Origin of the sequence: Streptococcus salivarius, from assembly GCF_002094975.1 — a bacterium.
Classification (GTDB): domain Bacteria; phylum Bacillota; class Bacilli; order Lactobacillales; family Streptococcaceae; genus Streptococcus; species Streptococcus salivarius_D.
This window is the reverse complement of record NZ_CP015283.1, coordinates 250,564-277,490: the sequence shown is the minus strand read 5'-3', so window position 1 is coordinate 277,490 and position 26,927 is coordinate 250,564. Positions and strand designations below refer to the sequence as shown.

The window sequence follows — 26,927 nt, the reverse complement described above, 5'->3', positions numbered from 1 at the left end:
AAAAAATAAAAAAATATGCTAAACGGTTGACATATGGCAGAAAGATGCTAAAATAGTTATCGTAAAGAAAAGCTAAACGCTTTCATACCAAATTTTATTAAGGAGAATTTTGCAAATGGATAACAAACAAATTGCAAAAGAAGTCATCGATGCCCTCGGTGGACGTGAAAACGTCAACAGTGTTGCTCACTGTGCGACTCGTCTACGTGTGATGGTCAAAGATGAAAACAAAATCAATAAAGAAAAGGCTGAGAACATTGAAAAAGTTCAAGGTGCTTTCTTTAACTCAGGTCAATACCAAATGATTTTTGGTACAGGTACTGTTAACAAGATTTACGACGAAGTCGTTGCTCAAGGTCTTCCAACAGCATCTAAAGACGAACAAAAAGCAGAAGCTGCTAAACAAGGTAACTGGTTCCAACGTGCTATCCGTTCATTCGGTGACGTTTTCGTTCCATTGCTTCCAGCAATCGTAGCGACTGGTCTTTTCATGGGTATCCGTGGAGCAATCAATAACGATACAGTTCTTGGTTTGTTCGGTACAACATCAAAAGCTTTTGCTGCTACTGATTTCTATACTTACACAGTTGTATTGACAGATACAGCCTTCGCCTTCTTCCCAGCCTTGATTTGTTGGTCAGCCTTTAACGTATTTGGTGGTTCACCACTTCTTGGTTTGGTTCTTGGTTTGATGATGGTTAACAACGCCCTTCCTAACGCTTGGGATGTTGCATCAGGTGCTGCTAAACCAATTTACTTCTTTGATTTTATTCCAGTAGTAGGTTACCAAAACTCAGTGCTTCCAGCCTTCTTCGTAGGTTTGCTTGGTGCTAAGTTCGAGCAATGGGTTCGTAAATGGGTTCCAGACGTTCTTGACCTTCTCTTGCGTCCACTTATCGTCTTCGCAGTAATGTCAGCTTTGGCCCTCTTTATCATTGGTCCTGTCTTCCATACTGTTGAAAGCTATGTTCTTGCTGCTACAGAATGGATTCTTAACTTGCCATTTGGTCTTGCTGGTCTTGTTCTTGGTGGAGTTCACCAAGTTATCGTCGTTACAGGGGTTCACCACGTCTTTAACTTGCTTGAAGCTAACCTCATTGCTAATACTGGTAAAGACCCACTTAACGCTATCATCACAGCTGCTATGACTGCCCAAGCTGGTGCGACACTTGCAGTGGGTGTTAAAACTAAAGATGCTAAATTGAAAGCACTTGCTTTCCCTGCAACTCTTTCAGCGGTACTTGGTATCACTGAACCAGCTATCTTCGGGGTTAACCTTCGTTTCGGTAAACCATTTATCATGGGTCTTATCGCTGGTGCTGCTGGTGGTTGGTTGGCCTCAATCCTTAACCTCGCTGGTACAGGATTTGGTGTAACAATCGTTCCTGGTACTCTTCTTTACCTTAACGGTCAAGTGCTTAAGTATGTGATCATGGTACTTGTAACACTTGCTCTTGGTTTTGCTCTTACTTGGATCTTCGGTTACAAAGAGGAAGAAGTTGAAGCTCAAAAAGAAGTTGTTGCTGAAGATATTGCATCTGCAGAATCAGCTCCAGTTGCATTGCAAGCCGAAACAATCGCTGCACCACTTAAAGGTGAAGTTGTAGCTTTGGAAAATGTTAATGACCCAGTCTTCTCATCAGGAGCTATGGGTAAAGGTGCCGCTATTAAACCTTCAGGAAACCAAGTAGTCGCACCATTTGATGGTGAAGTGCAAATCGCCTTCCCAACAGGTCACGCTTACGGTCTTAAATCTGATAAAGGTGCTGAAGTGCTTATCCACATCGGTATCGACACTGTCTCACTTGACGGTAAAGGATTTGATGCTAAAGTTCAAGCAAATCAACGTGTTAAAAAAGGTGATGTCTTGGCTACCTTCGATAGCTCAGTTATCACAGGTGCAGGACTTGACGATACAACTATGGTAATCGTTACAAATACTGCAGACTTCGAAGATGTTTCATCAGTAGCAACTGGATCAGTTGCTGAAGGTGCAGACTTCATCGCAGTTAAATAATAAGCTAGGAAAGTCGAAACCATTTCGGCTTTTTTAGTTAAATGTCAGGTAAAGAAAAGAGATGAGTTCCAATGGCTATGGCTGGTGAATCGAACGGAATATAGATTGTCTTTTACGCCACTTTTCTTTATAATTAAGATAGTAATTTATAGATCACAAAAGGAGATAGCTTGCATATGGCTAAACTTTACGGAAGCTTGGAAGCTGGTGGTACAAAATTTGTTTGTGCTGTTGGCGATGAGAAATTCCAAGTCGTTGAAAAAACTCAATTCCCAACAACTACACCTTACGAAACAATTGACCGTACGATTGAATTTTTCAAACGTTATGAAGATCAATTGGTTGGAATTGCAATTGGTTCATTTGGACCAATTGATGTTGATCCAAACTCTGAAACATATGGTTTTGTGACTTCAACTCCAAAACCACATTGGTCAAATGTCGACCTTCTTGGTTTGATTGCTAAAGAGTTTAATATTCCTTTCTACTTTACGACTGATGTTAACTCCTCTGCTTATGGTGAGACACTTGTTCGTAAAAGTGTTAAGAGTCTTGTTTACTACACTATCGGAACTGGTATTGGAGCCGGTGCTATTCAAAATGGTGAGTTCATTGGTGGTATGGGTCACACTGAAGCTGGTCACGTATATGTACCTCTTCACCCAAATGATGTTTCCAATGAATTTAACGGAACTTGTCCATTCCACCGCGGATGTTTGGAAGGTTTGGCTGCTGGTCCATCACTTGAAGCCCGTACAGGTATTCGTGGCGAATTGATTGAGCAAAATTCTGAGGTTTGGGATGTTCAAGCTTACTACATTGCTCAAGCTGCTGTCCAGGCAACTGTGCTCTACCGTCCAGAAGTTATCGTCTTTGGTGGTGGTGTTATGGGGCAAGAACACATGCTTCGTCGTGTTCGTGAAAAATTCACAGCTCTTTTGAATGGTTACCTTCCAGTACCAGATGTAAATGAGTATATTGTGACACCCGCTGTTTCAGGTAATGGTTCTGCAACGCTTGGTAACTTCGCACTTGCTAAAGACGTAGCTGATAAGCATGCAAACAAATAAACAAAATATGTAAAATCGCTTTAAGAGATAATCTTAAGGCGTTTTGCTCTATACAGGAGGGTGTAATGGAACCTTTATTTTTAGATTCACCAATGCATGAGAAAATCTGGGGAGGTAATCGCCTCAAGACAGAGTTTGGTTACGATATTCCCAGTGAACACACTGGTGAATACTGGGCAATTTCTGCCCATCCTAATGGTGTATCCTATGTCAAAAACGGAAAGTATGCTGGTTTCCACCTGGCAGAGCTTTACAAGGATAAACCGGAACTTTTTGGAAATCCCAAGACTAGTGTTTTTCCTTTGTTGACAAAGATTTTGGACGCTAATGACTGGCTCTCAGTACAAGTACACCCTGATGATGCTTATGGACTAGAGCATGAAGGTGAGCTAGGAAAGACAGAATGTTGGTATATTATTGATGCTGAAGAGGGTGCAGAGATTATTTATGGTCACAAGGCTAAGACCAAGGAAGAATTATCGTCCTTAATTGAAGCAGGTGATTGGGACGGACTTTTGTCGAAAACTCCTGTTAAGAAAGGTGACTTTTTCTTTGTACCAAGTGGTACCATGCATGCTATTGGTCCAGGTATCTTGATCTTAGAGACTCAACAATCTAGCGATACCACTTACCGTGTCTATGATTTTGATCGTAGGGATGATCAGGGCAATAAACGTGAGCTTCATATTCAACAGTCTCTCGATGTCTTGAATCTAGGGGACCCAGAAAATAGCGTCCCAGCAACTGTTAAGACCTTGCAATTAGAGTCGACTTGTTTGACATCAAACTCCTTCTTCACCGTATATAAATGGAAACTCAGTGGCTTGGTTGACTTCAAGCAATCAGCTCCTTATTTGCTTTGTTCGGTACTTTCTGGAAATGGGACTATGACTATCGATTCACGCATTTATTGTCTAAAAAAAGGTGATCACTTCATTCTTCCAAATGATGTGACAGATTGGGAAATTGATGGACAATTGGAGATGATTGTCAGTCACCCTAACGAGGCTTAAGTATGAGTAATGAAAAAGTTTTAGCTGCACTATTTGAGCGTATTGAAATCGGCAAATCTTATTATTTTGAGGGAGCTTACTATCGTCTGAAAGACTATGGAGATCACATTTATGGCTTACAACGGGCCATTCCTGGTATGTGCGGTGAAAAAACGGCATCCCCTAGCATTAAATTTTACTGGAAAAATGGTGTCTTGGACTATCAATTCTACGTTGATTTTGAAGCTAGCCCTATGATAATGAAGGCCTATAGCGGCACCGACCATGCCTTCTTTGAGCAGGCTTTTGAAAATCTCTTGCATGATTTTGAGGATATCCTAGAGAGCCAAGAGAACTCTAAGAAGTAGTTTTAAAGCATTATTGTCGATATTTTCAGTGAATCTAATAAAAAAGTTTTCGTTTATTTGCAAATCCATTGTGAAAGCCCTTAAACTAGGGCTTTTTTCTTTGTTAATCCTTGAGTGATTTCTTGTTTAAAGGGGGCTTTTGTGGTAAAATATGGAGATAAAGACTGTCGAAAGGAAAAAAGATGGCAAATATATTACGCAAAATCATTGAAAATGATAAAGGCGAAATTAAGAAACTAGAAAAAACTGCCAAGAAAGTCGAGAGCTATGCTGATGCAATGGCGGCTCTTTCAGATGAAGAACTTCAGGCAAAAACAGAAGAATTTAAAAAACGATATCAAAACGGAGAAAGCCTAGACCAACTCTTGCCAGAGGCATTTGCAGTTGTTCGTGAAGGGGCAAAACGTGTCCTTGGACTTTTCCCATATCGTGTGCAAATCATGGGTGGTATCGTTCTTCACCATGGTGACGTACCAGAGATGCGTACAGGGGAAGGGAAAACCCTGACTGCGACAATGCCTGTTTACCTAAATGCTATTTCAGGTGAAGGCGTGCACGTTATCACCGTTAACGAATACCTTTCAGAGCGTGATGCGACTGAAATGGGTGAGCTTTATAGTTGGCTTGGTTTGTCAGTAGGGATTAACCTTTCAGCCAAATCACCAGCTGAAAAACGTGAAGCTTATAACTGTGACATCACTTATTCAACCAACTCAGAGGTAGGTTTCGACTATCTTCGTGATAACATGGTTGTTCGTAAGGAAAACATGGTACAACGTCCATTGAACTATGCTTTGGTCGATGAAGTTGACTCAGTTCTTATCGACGAAGCTCGTACACCATTGATCGTATCAGGTCCTGTAAGTTCAGAAACTAATCAGTTGTATCATCGTGCGGATGCTTTTGTTAAGACATTAACAGAAGATGATTATGCTATTGATATTCCAACGAAAACGATTGGTTTGAATGACTCAGGTATTGACAAGGCTGAAGAATTCTTCAACTTGGATAACTTGTACGATATTGACAATGTTGCCTTGACTCACTATATTGACAACGCCCTTCGTGCCAACTACATCATGTTGCATGATATCGACTATGTGGTCAGTCCTGAGCAAGAAATCCTTATCGTTGACCAATTTACAGGTCGTACTATGGAAGGTCGTCGTTTCTCAGATGGACTCCACCAAGCCATTGAGGCAAAAGAAGGTGTGCCAGTTCAAGAAGAAACGAAGACATCTGCCTCAATCACTTACCAAAATATGTTCCGTATGTACAAGAAATTGTCAGGGATGACTGGTACTGGTAAAACTGAGGAAGATGAATTCCGTGAAATTTATAACATGCGAATCATTCCGATTCCAACCAACCGTCCAATTCAACGTATTGACCATGATGACCTTCTTTACCCTACCTTGGATGCTAAATTCCGCGCTGTGGTACAAGATGTTAAACGTCGTTATGAAAAGGGGCAACCAGTCCTTGTTGGTACGGTTGCCGTTGAAACATCTGACTTGATTTCTAAGATGTTGGTTGAAGCAGGTATTCCTCATGAAGTGCTTAATGCCAAGAACCACGAAAAAGAAGCGCATATTATCATGAATGCGGGTCAACGTGGTGCCGTTACGATTGCGACCAACATGGCCGGTCGTGGTACCGACATCAAACTTGGTGAAGGGGTTCTTGACCTTGGTGGACTCTGTGTCATTGGTACAGAGCGTCACGAAAGCCGTCGTATCGATAACCAGTTGCGTGGTCGTGCGGGACGTCAAGGGGACCCAGGAGAATCTCAATTCTATCTTTCACTTGAAGACGAATTGATGCGTCGCTTCGGTTCTGATCGTATCAAGCAAGTCTTGGAACGTTTGAATGCTGATGATGAGGATATTGTTATCAAATCACGTATGTTGACACGCCAAGTGGAAGCGGCTCAAAAACGTGTCGAAGGAAATAACTACGATACTCGTAAACAAGTCCTTCAGTACGATGACGTTATGCGTGAACAACGTGAAATCATCTACGCTGAGCGTTATGATGTTATCACAGCGGAACGTGACCTTGAACCTGAGATTAAGGCTATGATTAAGCGTACGATTAACCGTACGGTAGATGGTCACAGCCGCAATGATCAAGAGGAAGCTCTTAAAGGTATCTTGAACTTTGCTCGTCAGGCCTTGGTTCCTGAGAATGCCATCTCACTTGAAGATTTACAAGAAGTGGGAGAGGTAACGAAACGTAGTGTTAATTATGACGCTATTAAAGTTTACTTGAATGAGTTAGCAGATGATGTTTATGCTCGTCAAATCAAGAAATTGCGTTCAGAGGAAGCTATCCGTGAATTCCAAAAAGTCTTGATTTTGATGGTTGTTGATAACAAGTGGACGGACCACATCGATGCTCTAGATCAATTACGTAATGCCGTTGGTTTGCGTGGTTATGCACAAAACAACCCAATCGTTGAGTATCAATCTGAAGGGTTCAAGATGTTCCAAGATATGATTGGGGCAATTGAATATGATGTGACACGTACAATGATGAAAGCACAAATTCATGAGCAATCTCGTGAAAATGTGAATGAACGTGTTTCGACAACAGCAACAGGCAATATCCAGGCCCACCAAGCAGATGCTAATGGTCAAGAAATTGACTTTAGTAAGGTTGGTCGTAATGACTTCTGTCCATGTGGCTCTGGTAAGAAATTTAAAAATTGTCACGGTCGTAAACAATTTTAGGAAAAAAGAAATAGGTAATTATTATGGTTTTTAAAGCAGTAAGTGAAAAAATTGATTTTGATGCAGTTAAAGAATCAACTACATTGACAGGTGAAGCCCTTGCCAAGAAACAAGCTCGTGATAAAGAGCTTGAAGCAATCATCAAGGGTGAAGATGACCGTACGCTTTTGGTTATTGGTCCATGTTCATCTGATAATGAGGATGCAGTTCTTGACTATGCTCACCGTTTGGCTAAACTTCAAGAAGAAGTTAAAGATAAAGTCTTTATGGTTATGCGTGTTTATACAGCTAAACCTCGTACAAATGGTGATGGTTATAAAGGGCTTGTCCACCAACCTGATGCTGAAGGTAAACCAAACCTAATCAATGGTATCAAGGCTGTGCGTAATCTTCACTACCGTGTTATCACTGAAACTGGTATCACAACTGCTGATGAAATGCTTTACCCAGAAAACCTTCCTTTGGTAGATGACCTTGTGTCATATATTGCCATCGGTGCACGTTCTGTAGAAGACCAACAACACCGTTTTGTTGCATCAGGTATTGATGTTCCAACTGGTATGAAGAACCCAACATCAGGGAACCTTAACGTTATGTTTAATGGTATCTACGCTGCACAAAACAAACAAAACTTCCTCTTTAACGGTGAAGAAGTTGAAACATCAGGTAACCCATTGGCACACGTTATTCTTCGTGGTTCAACGAATGAATATGGTAAAAACGTGCCTAACTTCTACTATGATGATGTTCTTGAAACAATCGAACACTATGAACAAATGGGCCTTGAAAATCCATTCATCGTTATTGATACAAACCATGATAATTCAGGTAAACGTTACTTGGAACAAATCCGTATCGTTCGTCAAACCTTGATTAACCGTGACTGGAATGAAAAAATCAACAAAGTTGCACGTGGTTTCATGATTGAATCTTACCTTGAAGATGGCCGTCAAGATGCGCCAGATGTCTATGGTAAATCAATCACTGACCCATGTCTTGGTTGGGATAAGACAGAAGAATTGATTCGTGAAATCCACGATACTTTGTCAAAATAATAAGGTAACAGAAACCATATATGGGGAGTGAACCGTTTGGATGACCAAGCGGTTCGCTCTCTTTTCACAAAGAGAGGGAAAAAGATGGGAATTCATCAAAATAGTCCGCTGATTGATGTAGCGGAAGTAAGGAAATTGCATGCTCTTACGGGAGACGCACTAGTAACTAAACAGGCTAATGATGAGGCTTTGGCAAAAATTATCAAGGGTGAGGACAAACGTATTCTCTTGGTTATTGGCCCATGTTCATCTGATAATGAAGAAGCCGTTCTTGACTATGCTCACCGTTTGGCCAAACTTCAGGAAGAAGTGAAAGATAAAATCTTTATTGTTATGCGTGTTTATACAGCTAAACCTCGTACTAATGGGGATGGTTATAAGGGGCTTATCCACCAACCAGATGCAGAGGGTGATGTAGACCTTCTTGCTGGAGTTAAGGCGGTTCGCCACCTTCAGTCACGTATTATTACTGAAACAGGCCTCCCAATCGCTGATGAGATGCTTTATCCGTCAAATCTTTCCTTCTTTGATGACCTACTTAGCTACCACGCTGTTGGAATACGTTCGGTTGAGGACCAAGAACACCGCTTTGTAGCTTCAGGTATTGATGTGCCAATTGGTTTGAAGAACCCAACGTCAGGAAATTTGAATGTCATGTTTAATGGTATCTATGCTGCGCAGAACCAACAGCATTTCCTTTACAATGGCGCTGAAGTTAAAACAGATGGTAACCCGCTCGCTCACGCTATCTTGCGTGGTGCCAACAATGAAAATGGTCAGAACATTGTCAACTACCATTACGAAGACTTGGTTAAGGCTTTGGACAAGTACAGTGCATTTAATTTGGAAAATCCATTTATTCTTGTTGATACAAACCATGATAACTCAGGTAAAAACTTCATGGAACAAGTTCGCATTGTGCGAGAAGTCCTTCTTAACCGTGAGTGGGATGAGCGTATCGCGGATACCGTGCGTGGCTTTATGATTGAGTCTTACCTTGAGGATGGTCGTCAGGACACACCTGAAGTTTATGGTAAATCAATCACAGATCCATGTCTTGGCTGGGATAAGACAGATAGCCTTATTCGTGAAATCCACAATAGACTTTCGTAACAATTATGATTTTTGGACATGGTATAGACTTGCAGGAAATTTCAGCTGTTAAAAAGGCTTATGACCGCAATCCACGCTTTGCAAAAAAGGTATTGACACCAAAAGAGTGGGAGCGTTTTGAATCCCTTTCTGGCAATCGTCAGATGTCCTATTTAGCAGGTCGCTGGGCCGGTAAGGAAGCATTTTCAAAGGCCTGGGGTACAGGTATTGGAGCAGTCGGCTTTAAGGATATTGAAATTTTGACCAATGACAAGGGAGCGCCAGTGGTGACCCAGTCGCCTTTTGAAGGCAATGTCTTCATCTCGATTTCCCATAGCGGTGATTTTGTTCAGGCAAGTGTCATTTTAGAAAAAAACTAAGAGATAGATGTTGGAAGAGGATAGCTTATGATCTCAAGTTTACATCGACCAACCTTGGCAAAGGTTGATCTATCAGCAATTTCAGAAAATATTGAACAAGTGGTTAGCCACATTCCTAAAAAGGTAAAGACTTTTGCAGTTGTTAAGGCCAATGCCTATGGTCATGGTGCTGTTACGGTGGCCAAGCATTTGTCTAAACAGGTAGATGGTTTTTGTGTTTCCAACCTAGACGAGGCACTTGAACTCCGTCAAGCTGGCTTAGAGCAACCGATACTTATTTTAGGAGTCGTCTTGCCAGACGAGGCTCCTTTGGCTATTCAAGAAAACATCACTCTGACGGTAGCTTCGCTTGAGTGGTTGGAAATGGCTAAGGATCAGGGGCTTGATTTGACTGGTTTGACCTGTCATATTAAGATTGATTCAGGCATGGGACGCATTGGGGTGCGTAGCCAAGGAGATGCAGATAGCTTGATTGCTGGTCTGAAGGCACTTGGTGCGGATGTCGAAGGTATTTTTACCCATTTTGCAACAGCTGATGAGGCAGATGATAGTAAATTCAAGCGTCAATTGGCCTTCTTCACGGATTTGGTTAATAACTTGGTGGACCGCCCTCGCTTGGTACATGCAAGCAACTCTGCGACGAGTATCTGGCATGCAGAAACAGTCTTTAATGCTGTACGTCTGGGTGTCGTGATATATGGTCTCAATCCTAGTGGCAGTGCTTTAGAACTTCCCTATAACATTCGTCCTGCTTTAAGCTTGGAGACAGCGCTTGTTCATGTTAAGATCCTGCCAGCAGGTCAAGATGTGGGTTATGGTGCAACCTATACGACGACAGCTGATGAGGTTATTGGAACCATTCCAGTTGGCTATGCGGATGGTTGGACCAGAGATTTACAAGGTTTCCACGTTATTGTGGATGGACAGTTTTGTCCTATTGTTGGGCGTGTGTCTATGGACCAGATTACCGTTCGTCTTCCTAAGGTTTATCCCCTAGGAACTCCTGTCATTCTTATGGGTGAAAATGGTGGAGCAAGCATCACTGCGACAGAGGTGGCTGAAAAACGTGGCACAATCAATTACGAGGTCCTTTGTTTACTTACTGATCGTGTACCTCGTAGCTATGACTAATATAAAAAAAGGAAATCCAGTTTGATACTGGATTTTTTGATTTTAGGGAGACTATTTCCATGTGTTATAATAGCTGATAAGGCTTCCTCTTTCAGGAGGAACAGAACTCGATAGAAATGATATAGAATATGATTCAACTAGATTCACCAATTGCAGATTTGAAGGGCTTTGGTCCTAAGTCCGCTGAAAAATTTACCAAATTAGATTTACACACAGTTGGAGACCTCTTGCTTTATTTTCCTTTCCGATATGAAGATTTTAAGAGTAAGTCCATCTTTGAACTGATGGATGGAGACAAGGCGGTCATTACGGGAACAGTGGTGACGCCTGCCAATGTGCAGTATTATGGCTTTAAACGTAATCGTCTGAGTTTTAAAATCAAACAAGGGGAGGCAGTGATTGCTATTAGTTTCTTCAACCAGCCTTATCTTGTGGACAAGATTGAGATGGGGGCAGAAGTGGCTATCTTTGGCAAGTGGGACCAGAAGAAGTCTGCAGTGACTGGTATGAAAGTCTTGGCTCAAGTTGAGGACGATATGCAGCCAGTCTACCATGTGGCTCAGGGGGTTAGTCAGGCCCAGCTGATAAAGGCTATAAAAGCAGCTTTTGATAGTGGGGCGCTGAATTTGTTGGAGGAAAGTCTTCCCCAGATGCTTATGGACAAGTATCGTCTCATGGGGCGTCAAGAGGCTGTGCGTGCCATGCATTTTCCTAAAGATTTGGCTGAATATAAGCAGGCTCTACGCCGAACAAAGTTTGAAGAACTCTTTTATTTCCAGATGAATTTACAGGTGCTAAAGGCTGAGAATAAGTCAGAGACTAATGGTCTAGCAATTACTTATGATGAAAGCAAAATCAAAGCCAAGATTGCTACCTTGCCCTTCCCCTTGACCGAGGCTCAGGAGCGTAGTTTATCAGAAATCCTAGCTGATATGAAATCTGGGGCTCATATGAACCGTCTCTTGCAAGGAGATGTGGGCTCAGGGAAAACAGTTATCGCTAGTCTTGCCATGTATGGGGCCTATACGGCAGGATTGCAGTCAGCCCTGATGGTTCCGACGGAAATCTTAGCAGAGCAGCATTATCAGAGCTTGCAGGGACTTTTTCCTGAACTAGAGGTAGTCCTCTTAACTTCTGGGATGAAGGCGGCAGATAAGAAAGTAGCTCTTTCTAAAATTGAATCTGGGGAGGCTCAGATGATTGTGGGGACTCACTCGTTGATTCAGAATGCGGTGACTTATCATAAACTTGGGTTGGTGATTACTGATGAACAGCACCGTTTTGGGGTTAATCAACGTCGTATTTTCCGCGAGAAGGGAGACAATCCTGACGTTCTTATGATGACAGCAACCCCTATCCCTAGGACTTTGGCAATCACTGCCTTTGGGGAGATGGATGTGTCAATCATTGACCAGATGCCAACTGGGCGTAAGCCCATTATTACCCGTTGGGTTAAACATGAGCAACTAGACACCGTATTGACTTGGATTAAGAGCGAGTTGGAAAAAGATGCTCAGGTCTATTTTATTTCTCCTTTGATTGAAGAGTCTGAGGCTCTTGATTTGAAAAATGCTGTTGCCCTTCATCAGGAACTCACAGAGTTCTTTGGAGATTCAGCTACGGTGGCTCTGATGCATGGTCGCATGAAAAATGATGAAAAAGACCAAATTATGCAGGACTTTAAGAACAAAATATCTCAGATTTTAGTATCAACCACAGTTATCGAAGTGGGAGTTAACGTACCTAATGCCACGGTTATGGTCATTATGGATGCGGATCGTTTTGGACTTAGCCAGCTTCACCAGCTTCGAGGCCGTGTAGGTCGTGGCGACAAGCAATCTTACTGTGTATTGGTGGCTAATCCTAAAAATGATATCGGTAAAAAACGCATGCAGGCCATGTGTGAGACTACGGATGGTTTTGTTCTAGCAGAAGAGGACCTTAAAATGCGTGGCTCAGGAGAGATTTTTGGGACACGGCAGTCAGGTATTCCTGAATTTCAGGTGGCTGACATTGTGGAAGACTATAATATCCTAGAAGAAGCAAGGCGCGTGGCCAGCCAAATTGTATCTGACCCTAACTGGCGTGAAAATCCTACTTGGCAGGTGCTAGAAGCACATTTGAGAAGGCAAGCTGAGTTTGACTGAGGAGGAAACCCATGAAAAAGAAGCGGTTAAAACTCGATTTTTTTGCTATCTTTCATCCCTTCTTTCTTCTACTGATAGGTCTTATATTTTATTTTGCAGTTTTTATCTTATTTTATCCATGATATAAACACAAGCACTCTCAGTGAACTCACTGAGAGTTTTAAGTTTCCTTCAAGCTTATTACAAGCTTTCTTTAAGTTAGAGATCCTATAATAAAACCATCAAAACGAGATAGGTTTTGATAATAAAACGTTTTGGCTAGGCCAAACCATTCCTAAAAAGGAGGAAACAACAATGACAGTAAAAATTAAAGTAACATACAACCCAAATTTCCAAAAGCATCCTCAAGACTTTAAGGTTTATCAAAACTAATATTGATGCCAGGAAGAGGCTAAATTTACCCATATTCTACAACTTTCATCCCTCATTTTCCAAAATCCCTTTTTCCTTTTTTTCATAACGTAGAACCCCTCTTCTTAAAATCATAACAAGTCTAGACGGAAGTATGACCAGTCTAGGTGATTAACATAAGTAAGGTAACCAGTTAAGATTTTCTTAGCTGGTTTTTCTATTTTTTTGAATCTTAGATAAAAAATATCGAAAAACGATAAAAGTTGTTGACAAGGAGAAATAAAGAGTGTAATATATAATTATCGATAAACGATAATAAGTTTTCGATAAAGACAATCTTATTCGCGAAAAAGAGAAATGATAGTGTAAAATAAGTTGTGTAAACACAAAAAGGAATAAATCCGTTATAGTAGAGTTGCAACACATTACTAGAAAGAGATTTATTCCTATGACTCAGTTTAGCACAGAACTGCTTAACTTCCTAGCCCAAAAGCAAGATATTGATGAATTTTTCCAGCAATCTCTTTAATTGCTTACATTATTATAGGGCTATTTTTAAAAGGTTCTAGTGTCTGGACTAGTTTTATTCAAAAAAATACAATAACAAGTGGAGAAATGTATATCAAGATAAATAATAGTTTAATTGAGCCTTCTCAAATTGTATTTGTAGCCTTACTTTATTTCTTGGTAGAGTATATTAGTATAAAAGTTATGGAACGTATGGTGAAGAAAAATGGCAATAATTGAAGTTAAAGGGTTAGGAAAAAAATATAAGGGTAATGCTTTTTATTCTTTAGAAAATGCTACTTTTACGATTGAAGAGGGAGATATTATAGGTTTAGTAGGTAAAAATGGTTCAGGGAAGAGTACTTTGCTCAAAATATTAGCAAAATCTCAAAATCCTACAGAAGGGAATGTTTTTTTTAATGGTAGGGACATTTTTAAAGAAGATAATATTCTTAAAGATTTTGGAATCATGATAGAACCTGTATTCTTTCCACAAATTAGTGTTGAAGAAAACTTAAAGTTATATCTTAAAATTCATAAGAAAGAACAGTATCAAGATAATATCGAAAAAATACTGAAATTAGTCGGACTTTGGGAAGCTAAAGATAGAAAACCTATAGATTTTTCTTTTGGTATGAAACAAAGAACTGCTTTAGCATTGGCTCTTGTTACGGAACCTCAATTTGTGTTGTTAGATGAGCCTTTTGTGGGTTTAGATCCTATCGGTGTTAAAAATTTATTGGAAATTTTAAAACAATGGTCAAAAGTTAATAAAACATCAATGATAATATCTAGTCATCAGTTAGCAGAATTAGAAGACTTGTGTACACGTTATCTTTTCATTGAATCAGGGATAATTGATGATAAAATCAGTACGGAGCAAAATAGTATTATAATAGAGCTGAATGAGATTTTCAGAGATGAAGATAATCATTTGATAGAGAATCTTGTGAAAAAATATAGCTTAAAGTATAGTGAAAATAATATTGAAATTGATAATTCTGTAAATAATGAAGCATTAAATAGTATCTTGGAACAACTTGCAGTTGCTAAGCTAATTAATAATGTTTTATCTAAAAAGGATAGTTTAGAAAGATTATTTGTGGAGGAATAGGAATGAATTACTTAACATTACCTTTTTTTAAAGCATTGTTGAAGAAAAAAGAATCAAAAATTGCGTTAGCTTTTAGCTTTTTCCCAATGCTATTAATTGTTGTAGGATTATTTAATACCAATTTTATGCAATTGAGCGCCCCAGTAGGGTCACTAAGCTTTTTAGAGTTTTTTAGTGCAGTTTTATTTACTCAGTACCAAATGACCTTGCCATTAGTAGTTTTTATTTATATTGTAAGTACGATTTTTAGGGATGAAATTACAAGTGGTATTATGTATCTTTACAAAGATATTAGTAGAAAAGTTATTTTAAATGCAAAGTTAGGAGCGATTTTATTGTTTCAAATATTGTATATAGTAATAACTTTCTTTTCATCATTGTTTACTTATTATGTTTATTTGGTTCATAAACCATATACATCAGGTAGGTTTTGGCCTTCCAAAATTGATGATGTACAGTATACGGTAATTAGTATTTTAGGGACTATTTTGGTGTTTTTGTTGTGTTTATTAGTTGCCAGTCTGGCATCAATTATCTTGACAAATGGATTCACTATGCTTGTAGGAATTATTTTTGCACTTTTTTCTTTTATAGCTCCACAACTTGCTTCGCTAAAATATGTGTTTCCGAACGGTTATGTTAATGTGTTAGGTCATATGTCTTTTAATAGTAGTATATTACTTATTATGTTATTATTTGTAGTCTACTATGCAATTTTGTATATTGCTTCTTTATATTTTTACAGTAGACTTGAGTATTAGTGGGTTGAGGTACTATTATGGAGAGTAAAAAAAGTTCTTCAGTATTATCTCAAATTAGACGCTTTCTTATACCTGAGTACTTTTTATTTATAGTAGGATTAATTCTAAGTATTATCGGTGCCTTATCTACACTTGCTTTGCCTTTAATTATGGGCAGTTTAGCAGATCGTGATAGAATGAACTTTATTGACAGTATCAGAGAAATTATATACTAAAAACTATTTAACAAAGGAAATACTTATCATGAAAACACTTAAATTAATCATCAACGCTCTTCTTATTCTTCTTATGGCAATCTACGGTCTTGCAATGCTTGCTTTACCTATCCTTCCTTTTGTGGATGTGGCTAGCCTTTTCCCAGGTGCAGAGGTTCATTACCTTTCTGGTTGGGGTTACTGGCTGGTCGCAGAGCTACAATTTGCCTTCTATCTTGCCTTGATTTGGTTCCTTCGTAAAGAACTTAAATCCTTTACTTGGAAGGCACTTTGGACAGAAGATTTCTCTCTTTTCTTGAAAAAGGTTGCCCTCTTAACCTTTGTGCCATCAGCCTTGAATATCTTCCTGCAGTTGGGAATGACTAATCACCTTGTAATGGATTTTAGTACATCAGTCTGGCTCTTCTTGGTCTCTCTAGCTTGTGATGCGATTCGTCTTCGTAAGGGACAAACAGCGGTCAAATAATTGAATAATTCTTATTTGAAAAGTAGTAAAATCTTATCTAAAAACTAGTATTTTATATTGATATTCGATATAATTGATACTGTTAATAGTTAGCTAATGATTTAGAACGAGGTCAAGGGCTCCTAGAGGCACCTTGGCTTTTTCTAGTCTATTCTCCAAAAAAATCAAAATGTATTTACAATTGAGGTAACACATGAAAACTATCTTATTCTATGTTTTAATCGTCCTAGCCTTAGCTGGTTCTAGTTATTATGGTTGGAGATCTGCCAAAAGTGCCAAAAGTCGCCAGGAAACGCAAGAACAAAAACGTCTGCGTAGTGTTCTCCTATTCGTCAATGTTCTCCTTTTTGTGGGCTTTTTAAGTCTTGTAATCACCATTCTTACTGATGCCATTATTCTGACTGGTCATGAAGGACTCTTACAACAAGGTTTGCGGATGCTTCTCGGTCCAGGAGTTACTGTAAAAAGCAACGGCTCTAGTTTGACGATTTTTACAGCAACCATTGATTTCCTTCGTATGGTAGTCAACATAGGATTCTTGTTGTGTCTACGTGCCTTTTTGATTAATCTTTATCGTTCTGATATTTTCATTGCTAAAAATGCTAAGTTGGTTCGTTGGTCAGCGCATTTGCTAGTTCTTGGGGCTTTTATCAATAATGGTATCTTTACATTTGGAACAGGCAGCCATAGTTATAGTTTCTTTAACATCAGTTATTTGCTAGTTAGTTTTGTCCTCTATGCTGTTGCTATGATTTTGACCAAGGCTAATGCCATTGCTGAGGAAAATGAGTACACGATTTAGGAGGGGCTTATGATTATTGTCAATTTGGACGTTGAACTTGCCAAGAAGAAGATGCGCTCGGGTGAGCTTGCAGAACGGATTGGTATTACCCCAGCCAATCTCTCGGTTCTTAAGACAGGCAAGGCCAAGGCAATCCGTTTTACAACACTGGACGCTATTTGTAAGGAGTTGAATTGTCAACCAGGAGATATTCTTGAATATAGACCAGACGAAGAAAACTAAAAGCCTGAAGCAGTTCAGTCACCTTTCTCGTGACGATGCTTCAAGCTTTTTTTATTTTTTCTTTAGCCATGCGACCAGGGCTAGACTGGCTAGCACGGTGCCACAGACCATGGCGATATGTGTTTTTGAGACTGTCAGCTCATAGTGGAAATCTTTGTTTTCCAATTTATCGGTTGCTTCAATGCTAAGTTTCATGTCTTACCCCTCGATATAGTCTTTCAATTCTTGGCCTTCAAGTCCTGCACTAAGTGCGATGAGGAGTTTGAGGCGGGCTTTTGGTGCATTGAGTTCTTTGACAAACATAACGCCTGCTTCTTGGAGTTTAACGCCACCTCCTTCGTAGGCATAGACTGGTTCGGCGATACCGTTAAAGCAACGGGAAACGAGTACAACGGGAACTCCCTTGTCCATAAGTGACGTAATTTCTCTTGCAGCTAGTGGTGGGAGGTTTCCAGCACCTAGGGCCTCGATAACCACGCCGTCAATCTTTTCAGGGTCTAGGAGACTGATGATTCCATCTCCGATACCCATCCCAGCATAGGCCTTGATGATTGGGACTGTTCCTGTGATTTGTTCCAAATCAAAGCGAACCCGAGGCTCAGCAGTTTTGAACCAGAGGATGTCATGCTTCATGATGATTCCTAGTGGACCATGAGTTGGTGTGTGGAAGGTTGCCACGTTTGTGGTATGGGTCTTAGTCACATACTTGGCTGCATGGATTTCATCATTCATCACGACCAGGATTCCTTTGTCAGCGGCCTTGTCGTCGCTAGCAACGCGTAGAGCTGAGAGATAGTTATAGACTCCGTCGCTACCTAGTTCGTTCGACGAACGCATGGCACCAGTTAAAACGATTGGAATTTCAGGAACGGCCATGGTGTCTAGGAAGTAGGCTGTCTCTTCCAGAGTATCTGTCCCATGAGTGATGACCACCCCATCATATTGCCCAGCTGTTTCCTTGATTTTTTTGTAAATATCCAGCATGTGGTAGGGTGTGATATGTGGGCTAGGGATATTAAGAAAATCGAGAACGGTTAGTTCTAAATTGTCTAAATCAAGTCCCACATGGTTCATGGGATTATCATCGTTTTGACTGACCTTGCCATCATTATCTGCTGACATGGAAATTGTTCCTCCAGTGTGAAGGACTAGGATTTTTTTTTTCATTTATATTACTCACCATTGTATTATGTGTTATAATTTATTTTAGCATAAAATGTTAGAAGGAGGGGAGCTCTGTGGCCATTAAAGCAGTCTTTTTTGATATTGATGGGACTTTTCTAAATGACCGAAAACGTGTGTCAAGTTCGACTAAAAAAGCTATCAGTCAAATGAAGGAAGATGGTATCTTAGTTGGTTTGGCAACAGGTCGTGGGCCAGGATTTGTTCAGCCTTTCATGGACAATCTGGGTCTGGATTTTGCAGTCACTTATAATGGTCAATATATTTTGACTCATGACAAGGTACTGTATCAAAATCAGCTCCCTAAATCAACAGTCTACAACTTGATTCGCTATGCCACCAAGCACCGTAGAGAGATTTCTCTAGGGACTAGCACAGGTCTTGTTGGTTCCAATATTATTAGTATGGGAACGAGTAAGTTTGGGCAAATCGTTAGCCGTATTGTCCCTAAGTCCTGGGCTAAGATGGTGGAACGTAGTTTCAAGTCTTTGATTCGTCGTTTCAAGCCACAAAGTATTGAGACTCTTAAGACTATCATGCGTGAGCCTATTTATCAGGTGGTTATGGTAGCGACGGTGGGGGAAACACAAGATATTGAAGAAAAGTTTCCTCATGTGAAGATTACCCGTTCAAGCCCTTATTCAGCCGATATTATTTCAGCGGACCAATCTAAGTTGAAAGGTATCGCTCATCTAGGTGAGGTTTTTGGTTTCGAACTCAGTGAGGTTATGGCCTTTGGGGATTCGGAAAATGACCTAGAAATGCTGTCTGGCGTCGGCATTGGTGTTGCCATGGGTAATGGTGAAGACGAGCTGAAAGACCAGGCTACCCATGTCACTGATACTAATAACCAAAATGGGATTGCCAAAGCCTTGTCACACTACGGTTTGATTCATTTTGAGACAGAAAATTCATTTACCAGTGATGATGACAACTTCAACAAGGTTAAGGATTTCCACCATTTGATGGATGGCTCAACTAACGACATGCCTCGTGTTTACGGTATCGAGGAAGCTGGTCACCGTGCGGACTTCAAGTTGGAAGAAATTGTCGAATTCCTTTATGCTTCATCAGGTGGGGACAAGCGTGTCTTTGGTCAGGCTGTTCTGGATTTGCATGCTGCTCTTGATAAGGCAGCCCTCAAAGTTAGTTCTAAAGAGCACTCAGAGTCAACGATGGTTGGTCAGGTGGATGCTTTGATTGACTTGCTTTACTTGACCTATGGTTCATTTGTTCTTATGGGGGTGGATCCTAAACCTTTCTTTGATACGGTTCATGAGGCTAATATGGGGAAAATTTTCCCAGATGGAAAAGCCCATTTTGATCCTGTGACCCACAAAATTCTTAAACCAAGTGACTGGGAAGAGCGATTTGCACCAGAACCACACATTAAACGTGAGCTGGATCGTCAGATTCAAAAATCTCTACAAAGAAACAGATAAGAAGATATAAAGGTTTGGACAGCTTGCTCCGAACCTTTTTCTAATAAAAATGACATTTATTAATGGCTTTATTTGTGATAAAATGAAGTCATTCTATGTATTTTTAAGGAGATTGTTATGACTAAAGCAGATTGGTTAGATTTTTTTGAAGCCATCAATGGTCGTTCAGCGACTGAAGAAGAAATTGCAGCAGCACTTGCAGCTGGTGAGTTCCAAGATGACGCACCAGCAGTAGAAACTGCTCCAACACAAGAAGCGCCAGCGCAACCACAACCGACTTTCGCGAGTGCCCAAGAAGTGCAACCACAGCCAACTTTCGCGAGTGCCCAAGAAGCGCAACCACAGCCGACTTTCGCTGGTGCCCAAGAAGCGCAACCACAGCCGACTTTTGCGAGTGCCCAAGAAGCGCCAGCGCAAGCTCCTTTTGCAAATGCTCAGGCAGCCCAAGCACAACCAACCTTTGCGGGTGCTCAAGCTACTCCAGTACAAGGAGTGCCAAATCAAGCAGCGCAACCACAAGCTGGTTTTGCCAATCCTCAAGCTGGTCAACAAGCGGCTTTTGCTAACGGTCAACCTCTTCAACCAGGTCAAAACGTTCAATTTATCAATGGTCAAGCTGTAGTTGTACCAGCGCAACCATCAGCATTTGCTACTACTTTCAAAAACTACTGGACATGGTTGCTTAATGCATGGCGTCGTCCAGCTGACATGACAGATTATGGTAAACACAATGGTTGGCTTAACTATATCTTCTTGTCACTCTTCACTGGACTTGCCTTCTTTGCAATCTTGAGCGCTATGGCACGTAAATTTGTTAGCCCAGTTGTATCAACAACAAACGCATTGTCTAGTATGTTTGGTTCTTACGGAACAGATAGTTACTCATCTTCATTTTCAAGCCATACATCTAGCATTGGTTTTGGAGCTTTCTTCGCAAGTATTCTAGCTGCCTTCCTCTTCATCTTTGCCTTCATCTTGGCAGGGTTTGTGACACGTAAGGCCATCTTCCGTGATCCTGAGACTACTTTCTTGAATAGCTTTGACCGTTTTGGTCGCTTGACATCATTGGCCTTGCCAATCTTGCTCGTAACAATCTTGTTCGGAGCTATTGGACTTGTTGGCTTCCCACTTTTCTTGTTCTATGTTGTTTACTTCTTATTTGCACTTGCAAACCTCTTTACAATTGTTCCTGTAACAACAGCGTGGAAGGCTGATAAGTTCTATCAAATGATCTTGGCAGCACTTTTGAATGGTGTAATTTTGTCAATCTTGTTTGCAATCGTATTTACTATTATGTCATCATTTATGGTGGGGCTTCTATTCTAATCTAAGTAAACCTCTAGCATTTTTTGAAAAAGTAAGTTTATAGGAGTCTTTATGGCAACAAAAGAAAAGTGGATTGATTTATTTGAAAAGGCAGTTGGTCGTCCGCCCCATGCTTTGGAGATTGAAGAAGGCCAGAAAGCAGACTTTGACTTAAAGGCTATTAAAGGCATTGCGGCAATGGGCTTGGACCAAGAAGCCACTCCTTCTGAACCAACAGAAGAAGTGGATGAGTATGACGTTGCCGAGGAAGTGTTTGAAGATGTACCGCTTGGTGATGAAGAGGAAACGACTCCTTTAGAAACTGAGGAGCTTACACCAGTATCTCAAGCTGAAGAAAATTCAGAGGCCGCTTCTAAAGAAGCACAAGCTATCTGGATGAAGGCTTTTAAAACCTATGTTGGGCGTCAACCTCTTCCTGAGGAATTCCTACTTGGTAAGTCTTCAGGTTATGATGTGTCAACCATCCATCAATTTATCTCAGATGGTAAGGCTGCGAAACCAGCCAAGCCTGCCATGGCTAAAGGGAAGAAAATCCTGATTATTGCTGGTGTTGTTGCAGCAGTCTTAGCACTTGCTGGTTACGGCTTTGGTTCTTATTACTACTCACGTGGTCAAGTAGCAGAACGTTATGAAGCAGCAGCTAAGAAGAGCTTTAAAGATAGCTTGGAATACCAAGTATGGTCTGATACTAAAAAGGAAATTAAAACATCCGAAGTCAAGTACACAGACACTAAAAGTACACAAGCCTATAGCAAGAGCCAACTCATGTCTGGCGAACGTATGCAAAAGGTTGGACGTCAGTTCCTTATTTTTCCTAAGTGGCGAGTCGTGGTAGATCCTGGAACGGTTGATTTGACTGTTAATACAGCTGATTTGAATGTGACTATTAACGGGGTTTCTTACGCGACCACAGATGGCAATAACTACACGGCTAAATTGAATCATCTCTATCCAGGAACCTACAATTTTGTGGCTTCTGGTAAGGTCAATGATCAAGATATCACTGTCTCATCTGAGGAAAATGTGACCTCTAAAACAGAAGTCAATCTCTCTGTAGAGTATCTCAGCTTTACTGTTAAGTCTAATCTTAAGGATGGAGACCTCTACGTTGGTGGTACCAAGATTGGAACCCTCAACTCAGGGAAACTAGATGTTAACAAGGTAGCAGTAGCTGGATCATCAGCCGTTTATGTCAAGAAGAATTTCGAAGATGGTAGCTCTATCAAGACAGAGACATTGTCTATTAAGAAAATTTCTGAAGGCCAAACGGTGACTCTAGATGCTGATGGTGTTCTTGATCGTGATACGGCAGATCGTCTCTTGACTGCTGCCTACGGTAAATTTGGTAGCTACGCTTCTAATCACAACACGACACCAGATGGTGTATCCGACATATTCCTTAATGGTACTGATGATACCATGTACAAGGATGTAACGGCTGATATTGATAGAAATACTACGGGTGCTAAAAACCGTGCTGCTGATAGTATTTCTTTCTCAGACGTTGACGTCACAGAAGTCGTTCAGACTGGTGAGAAGACCTTCAAGGTAACCTTCACAGCAGTTTATGATTTCTATTATGGTTATGATTCGAAATTCAAGTCATCAGGAGATATCAAAGATAAAATCTCTTGGTCATGTAATGTGGAATATGTTGGTGACGATAGTGACTCTAGTAGTAGTGGTTCTAACTACAGCGACTACCGTATCAATGGTAAGGCTGGTGAATCACAAAAAGTGAGTCGTGAGGATACTGTGAAGTAGTAGTTGCTTGCTCAGTTAGTTAGCATTGAACAGATTACAAATAGGAGGCTAGACCGCCACACTAAAAATGAGAGCCTGGTAATTGCCAGGTTCTTTTGTTTGCCCGTTTTTACCTCTTAGGGGCTAAACTGTGCCACTTACCCCAAAGGCCTTGTTTTGTGTAAAGCAGTTGTTATAATGGAAGCATCAAAAGGACAGGAAAGGAGTCTTATGAAAGTTAGAATCGAATTAGACCTATCCATGGATGAGCCTGAAATCTTGATTCGAGCTCCTCGGTTAACACAGGAATTAGCCCAGCTCCAAGAGTCTATTCTAAAGCAAAAGTTAGTTCCTTTAGCCTTTTACAAGGAACGAAGCGAATATTTTCTGGATTTGGCAGATATTCTCTTTTTTGAAACAGACGGGGAGAAAATTTATGGTCATACTAAGGATGAGGCCTATGAGGTAAAGCAAAAGCTTTACGAATTGGAAGAATTGCTTCCGATTGCCTTTTGTCGGATTTCCAAATCGACGATTGTTAATGCTAAGCAGATTTATTCTTTGGAGAAGTCTTTTTCAGGGACCAGCACGGTGAATTTCTATCAGACCCACAAGCAGGTCCATGTATCAAGACGCTACTATCAAGTTTTAAAAGAACGACTAAACGAAATGAGGTAAGATAATGAGAAAGAAATTAATTGGGATCCTCTTGATCCTTTTGGCAGCTTTGGTAATTGTACAAGACTATTTTATAAAATGGGAAATTAGTATTTGGATGTTGGCCTGGGTGGTCTTACTGGCTATTTTATCCCTTTCTAGTCTTTTGAAGCGACATTTTGGTCTTGGTTTCGCCTATGGTATTGTGGCTCTTTTGTCACTCAATGGACAGTTCCATTTTCTTCCAGTATCTAATTCGGTCGTTATTTTTTCTTCTGTTCTTGCAGTTATTGGCTTGAACATTCTCTTCAATTCTTCTGGTAAAACAAAGAATCGTTTTGGATTGGGTGTAACTGGTTCAGACGCTAATAATGGAGGAAATGATATTGATGTCACTTTTTCATCAGTGACCAAGTATCTTAATGACCAGCAATTTACGCATGGGAGTGCAGATGTTAGTTTAGGACAGGCTTCCGTCTATTTTGATAATTGCCGTATTGAGGGGCCATCTGCCCAGTTTGATGTGGACGTTTCTCTTGGAAGTCTTAGTCTCTATGTGCCTAGTGATTGGCGAGTACATGTGAATGTGGATAATTCTCTCTCAGCTGTACAGCATGAGGAAAATCCTAGCAACTTGACTAGCAAGGACTTCTACATCAAAGGGGATGTTTCCTTGGGGAATTTAGAAATCATTTATGTTGGTGAGAGTTCGATTGATTAAGTTAGGAGAGAAGTTGCTCTAAACATGACAATGAGGAAGATCATATCCTCTGTATTTATAAGTTCATCCAATCTATCAGATTGATTGACACTCAAGGGAGTGGGACAAGGAACAATTTGTAAAAAGTTGTTCGGTCCTACCCCCTTTTTTCCTGTTTTATAGTCTCTTTATTTGTGATACTATAGTATAGTGAAAAAACTAGACTGGAATAACTTTACTCTTTTGGAGTTTTATGTGACAGCGATGAATGGAGACAATCTAAGCAGATGCCTGCTTGGAGCGATAGTCAAGTAAACTCAAAATGAGGCTAGAAGGGAAATTGTTATGAGAAAAAAAGCGATTGGTATTGATTTAGGAACAACGAATTCCGTTATGGCTGTTGTTCGTGAAGATATGCCAGAGATTATTCCGATGGGGACGAATGACGATCAGGTCTTACGTTCAGCGGTTTATTTCTCAAATATTGGTGGACAAAACCATGTGTCTTTTGGTAAGGAAGCCATTGAGCGTGGGACAGAAATCGGAAGTACAGAAAATTTTAAATTTGACTTTAAACGTGATATTGGGCGTCCAATTGCCAGTGATACACCAGACCACACACGTGTCAATTCTATTATTCTTTCTGCCTTGGTTTTGAACGAATTTCGTAAACGCGCTTATGTAGTTGGTCAGGAGATGGGGCAAGCAGATGGTATCAAGGATGCTGTTATCACAGTGCCTGCCTACTTTACGTCAGATCAACGTGCAGCAACTAAGAATGCTGGTCGTATCGCAGGATTTAATGTCTTGCGTATTATCAATGAGCCTACAGCTGCGGCTATTGCCTATGCCCACACTAAAAATGCTCAAGGAAATGTCTTGGTCTTCGACCTAGGTGGAGGAACTTTTGACGTTACCATCATGCGCGTGGCTGATCATGCCTATGATATTTTGGCAACTGATGGGAATTCACGTCTTGGTGGGATTGACTTTGATAAGCGTCTTGTGGGCTACATCATGCAGGAGTTGGAAAAACAAGGGGTCAATATGACTAACCTTTCCGAGAAGGAAAAAATTCAACTTCAATATAAGGCTGAGCAGATTAAGACTAGTCTGTCTGTGAATGACCAAGCTCTCTATGAGCACTATGTCAATGGTCAAGGTTACGGTGTCTTGATTACTCAAGCGATTTTCAATGAAATTACCTTGGACCTCCTCAAAGATACTGAAATCAAGGTGCAGTCTACTCTTCAAGCATCTGGCTTAAAATGGGAAGAGATTGATCATATTCTCCTTGTGGGTGGGTCAACACGTATGCCAATGATTCGTCAAATGATTCGCTTGATGAGTGGTTTGGAACCTAAGTTTGACCTTAATCCAGACACTATCGTGGCACAGGGAGCTTCTATTTTGGCTGACCTTATCGTCAATAATGAGGTTAGCTTCTCTGAACATCAGGATGGTAAGACAACTGAGACAGATAGAGTAGTTGTTAAGGATGTGACCTCTCAGGGAATCGGTCTGCTCTTCAAGAAAAATCCAAATAAGAACTACAGCTTTGTGGGTGACTACTATAATAGTGTCGTGGTTCCACGTAACTCGGTCTTGCCTTTGGCTGTTACTAAGGATCTCTTTGCGGTCGTGGATGGACAGAGCAAGTTCAAGCTTCGTATCACAGAAGGAAATTACGAGAATCCATTTGCTGTGAAGATTTTGGGACAAGTGGAAGGGCAAGTGCCACAACCTCGTCAGAAAGGCGAGCTCTTGGCACAAGTCACCTATGCCTTTGACTCAGAACAAATTGTTACCGTGACAGTATCGGATCCTCGAAGTAATACTGTTGTGGCACGCTTTTCAGTCAATGCACAAGTCAACCAAACCCAAGAAGTGGTTAAGGAAGATTTGTCAGAACTTCAAGCTATTTTTGCTAAATTCATCTCATGATAGACTACTACAAAGCAATTGATACAGAGACAGGACAGGAAGTGACCTATTTAAGAGAGGTCAGTAACCGCATCTCTCCAGAGATGTCGGCTCAAGATTGTTTCGTGGCTCTTTCCTTTTTACGTGAGGAGCTGGAGGAGCTCTGGACAAATGGTACCTTGGATAAAGAAGGTGAGCGTTTGCGCAGTGAGCTCTACACGATTCGCTCAATCTTTTTCTCAGACCATGAGAAGTTACAATATGACCGAAAACTTAGACAGGCTCAGAGAAAGGCCTTGGAAGTTGAGAAGGTGACGACCACTGATGCTAGCAATCTATCAGCTAAAAAGGAAATCCCTTTTGAACCTGTTGCGGTGACTCAGACTAAAGAGTCGCCTCTTAAAAATTACCTCTTTGCGGCCTTCGCTTTTGTGATTCTACTAAGCTTGATTCTCTTCTTCAATATCAATGTCATCGTTCTTATTATCGGAGCCATTCTAATTGTGGCTTTGATGTTACTTATGTCTTAGGA

At 40.6% G+C, this 26,927-nt stretch carries 25 protein-coding genes; 23 read left to right on the top strand and 2 right to left on the bottom strand.

The features are described from left to right. Positions 1 to 115 precede the first annotated feature (115 nt). The 16 genes from V471_RS01340 to V471_RS01265 all read left to right on the top strand — a co-directional run bounded on the left by V471_RS01340 (position 116) and on the right by V471_RS01265 (position 17,422). Positions 116 to 2,017 (top strand): sucrose-specific PTS transporter subunit IIBC, encoded by a 1,902-nt coding sequence (locus tag V471_RS01340; protein ID WP_021146482.1) that lies wholly within the window; start codon positions 116 to 118, stop codon positions 2,015 to 2,017. A 176-nt stretch (positions 2,018 to 2,193) separates the two neighbouring features. Beyond that, positions 2,194 to 3,087: a fructokinase ScrK gene (gene scrK, locus V471_RS01335; RefSeq protein WP_048674940.1), complete on the top strand. Its 894-nt coding sequence runs from the start codon at positions 2,194 to 2,196 to the stop codon at positions 3,085 to 3,087. A gap of 65 nt (positions 3,088 to 3,152) precedes the next feature. Then, a complete protein-coding gene (manA, locus tag V471_RS01330) occupies positions 3,153 to 4,100 on the top strand; it encodes a mannose-6-phosphate isomerase, class I (protein WP_084871031.1) in 948 nt (315 codons plus the stop codon). Between the two features lie 2 nt (positions 4,101 to 4,102). Next, entirely contained in the window at positions 4,103 to 4,447 is a 345-nt protein-coding gene (locus V471_RS01325; protein WP_083312367.1) for a hypothetical protein, read from the top strand. A 182-nt stretch (positions 4,448 to 4,629) separates the two neighbouring features. Next, on the top strand, positions 4,630 to 7,179 hold the full coding sequence (secA, locus tag V471_RS01320) for a preprotein translocase subunit SecA (RefSeq protein ID WP_070575338.1): 2,550 nt from the start codon (positions 4,630 to 4,632) through the stop codon (positions 7,177 to 7,179). Positions 7,180 to 7,202: 23 nt separating this feature from the next. Continuing rightward, positions 7,203 to 8,234: a 3-deoxy-7-phosphoheptulonate synthase gene (locus V471_RS01315; protein WP_014632614.1), complete on the top strand. Its 1,032-nt coding sequence runs from the start codon at positions 7,203 to 7,205 to the stop codon at positions 8,232 to 8,234. 84 nt (positions 8,235 to 8,318) lie between these two features. Further along, positions 8,319 to 9,347: a 3-deoxy-7-phosphoheptulonate synthase gene (locus V471_RS01310; protein WP_084871030.1), complete on the top strand. Its 1,029-nt coding sequence runs from the start codon at positions 8,319 to 8,321 to the stop codon at positions 9,345 to 9,347. A gap of 5 nt (positions 9,348 to 9,352) precedes the next feature. Further along, positions 9,353 to 9,706 (top strand): holo-ACP synthase, encoded by a 354-nt coding sequence (gene acpS, locus V471_RS01305; RefSeq protein ID WP_014632616.1) that lies wholly within the window; start codon positions 9,353 to 9,355, stop codon positions 9,704 to 9,706. 27 nt (positions 9,707 to 9,733) lie between these two features. After that, positions 9,734 to 10,837, top strand: coding sequence for an alanine racemase (alr, locus tag V471_RS01300; RefSeq protein ID WP_084871029.1), 1,104 nt, complete (start codon positions 9,734 to 9,736; stop codon positions 10,835 to 10,837). Between the two features lie 128 nt (positions 10,838 to 10,965). Continuing rightward, positions 10,966 to 12,984: an ATP-dependent DNA helicase RecG gene (gene recG / locus V471_RS01295; protein ID WP_045001436.1), complete on the top strand. Its 2,019-nt coding sequence runs from the start codon at positions 10,966 to 10,968 to the stop codon at positions 12,982 to 12,984. A gap of 858 nt (positions 12,985 to 13,842) precedes the next feature. Beyond that, entirely contained in the window at positions 13,843 to 14,082 is a 240-nt protein-coding gene (locus tag V471_RS11405; RefSeq protein WP_204321263.1) for an Msa family membrane protein, read from the top strand. Next, a complete protein-coding gene (locus V471_RS01285) occupies positions 14,069 to 14,956 on the top strand; it encodes an ABC transporter ATP-binding protein (protein ID WP_014632621.1) in 888 nt (295 codons plus the stop codon). Before V471_RS11405 ends, V471_RS01285 begins: the two co-directional genes overlap by 14 nt. Positions 14,957 to 14,958: 2 nt before the next feature. Then, a complete protein-coding gene (locus V471_RS01280; protein WP_014632622.1) occupies positions 14,959 to 15,717 on the top strand; it encodes an ABC transporter permease in 759 nt (252 codons plus the stop codon). A gap of 243 nt (positions 15,718 to 15,960) precedes the next feature. Continuing rightward, a complete protein-coding gene (locus V471_RS01275; RefSeq protein ID WP_004183441.1) occupies positions 15,961 to 16,398 on the top strand; it encodes a hypothetical protein in 438 nt (145 codons plus the stop codon). A 193-nt stretch (positions 16,399 to 16,591) separates the two neighbouring features. Then, entirely contained in the window at positions 16,592 to 17,200 is a 609-nt protein-coding gene (locus V471_RS01270) for a DUF2975 domain-containing protein (protein WP_084871028.1), read from the top strand. Between the two features lie 9 nt (positions 17,201 to 17,209). Continuing rightward, entirely contained in the window at positions 17,210 to 17,422 is a 213-nt protein-coding gene (locus V471_RS01265) for a helix-turn-helix domain-containing protein (protein WP_002889236.1), read from the top strand. A 51-nt stretch (positions 17,423 to 17,473) separates the two neighbouring features. On the opposite strand, the gene V471_RS11045 is transcribed toward V471_RS01265, so the two are convergent. Together V471_RS11045 and V471_RS01260 are read right to left on the bottom strand one after the other, a co-directional pair. Beyond that, positions 17,474 to 17,617, bottom strand: coding sequence for a hypothetical protein (locus tag V471_RS11045; protein ID WP_013991161.1), 144 nt, complete (start codon positions 17,615 to 17,617; stop codon positions 17,474 to 17,476). A gap of 3 nt (positions 17,618 to 17,620) precedes the next feature. Further along, positions 17,621 to 18,589, bottom strand: a complete 969-nt coding sequence (locus V471_RS01260; protein ID WP_041817278.1) for an asparaginase — start codon at positions 18,587 to 18,589, stop codon at positions 17,621 to 17,623. 71 nt (positions 18,590 to 18,660) lie between these two features. On the opposite strand from V471_RS01260, the gene V471_RS01255 reads away from it, so the two are divergent. The 7 genes from V471_RS01255 (at position 18,661) to V471_RS01225 (ending at position 26,925) form a co-directional block, all read left to right on the top strand. Then, the gene (locus V471_RS01255) at positions 18,661 to 20,046 is read left to right on the top strand and encodes a Cof-type HAD-IIB family hydrolase (RefSeq protein WP_084871027.1); all 1,386 of its coding nucleotides are present in this window, start codon (positions 18,661 to 18,663) and stop codon (positions 20,044 to 20,046) included. Positions 20,047 to 20,163: 117 nt separating this feature from the next. Beyond that, positions 20,164 to 21,372, top strand: a complete 1,209-nt coding sequence (locus V471_RS01250) for a DUF6574 domain-containing protein (protein ID WP_084871026.1) — start codon at positions 20,164 to 20,166, stop codon at positions 21,370 to 21,372. 51 nt (positions 21,373 to 21,423) lie between these two features. Continuing rightward, positions 21,424 to 23,136: a zinc ribbon domain-containing protein gene (locus V471_RS01245; protein ID WP_045769176.1), complete on the top strand. Its 1,713-nt coding sequence runs from the start codon at positions 21,424 to 21,426 to the stop codon at positions 23,134 to 23,136. A 210-nt stretch (positions 23,137 to 23,346) separates the two neighbouring features. Beyond that, positions 23,347 to 23,793 (top strand): LytTR family DNA-binding domain-containing protein, encoded by a 447-nt coding sequence (locus tag V471_RS01240; RefSeq protein WP_084871025.1) that lies wholly within the window; start codon positions 23,347 to 23,349, stop codon positions 23,791 to 23,793. Between the two features lie 4 nt (positions 23,794 to 23,797). Next, the gene (locus V471_RS01235) at positions 23,798 to 24,493 is read left to right on the top strand and encodes a hypothetical protein (protein WP_084871024.1); all 696 of its coding nucleotides are present in this window, start codon (positions 23,798 to 23,800) and stop codon (positions 24,491 to 24,493) included. 324 nt (positions 24,494 to 24,817) lie between these two features. Next, a complete protein-coding gene (locus V471_RS01230; RefSeq protein ID WP_004183425.1) occupies positions 24,818 to 26,416 on the top strand; it encodes an Hsp70 family protein in 1,599 nt (532 codons plus the stop codon). Next, positions 26,413 to 26,925, top strand: a complete 513-nt coding sequence (locus tag V471_RS01225) for a hypothetical protein (protein WP_004183424.1) — start codon at positions 26,413 to 26,415, stop codon at positions 26,923 to 26,925. The genes V471_RS01230 and V471_RS01225 overlap by 4 nt, the downstream gene beginning before the upstream one ends. Positions 26,926 to 26,927 lie beyond the last annotated feature (2 nt).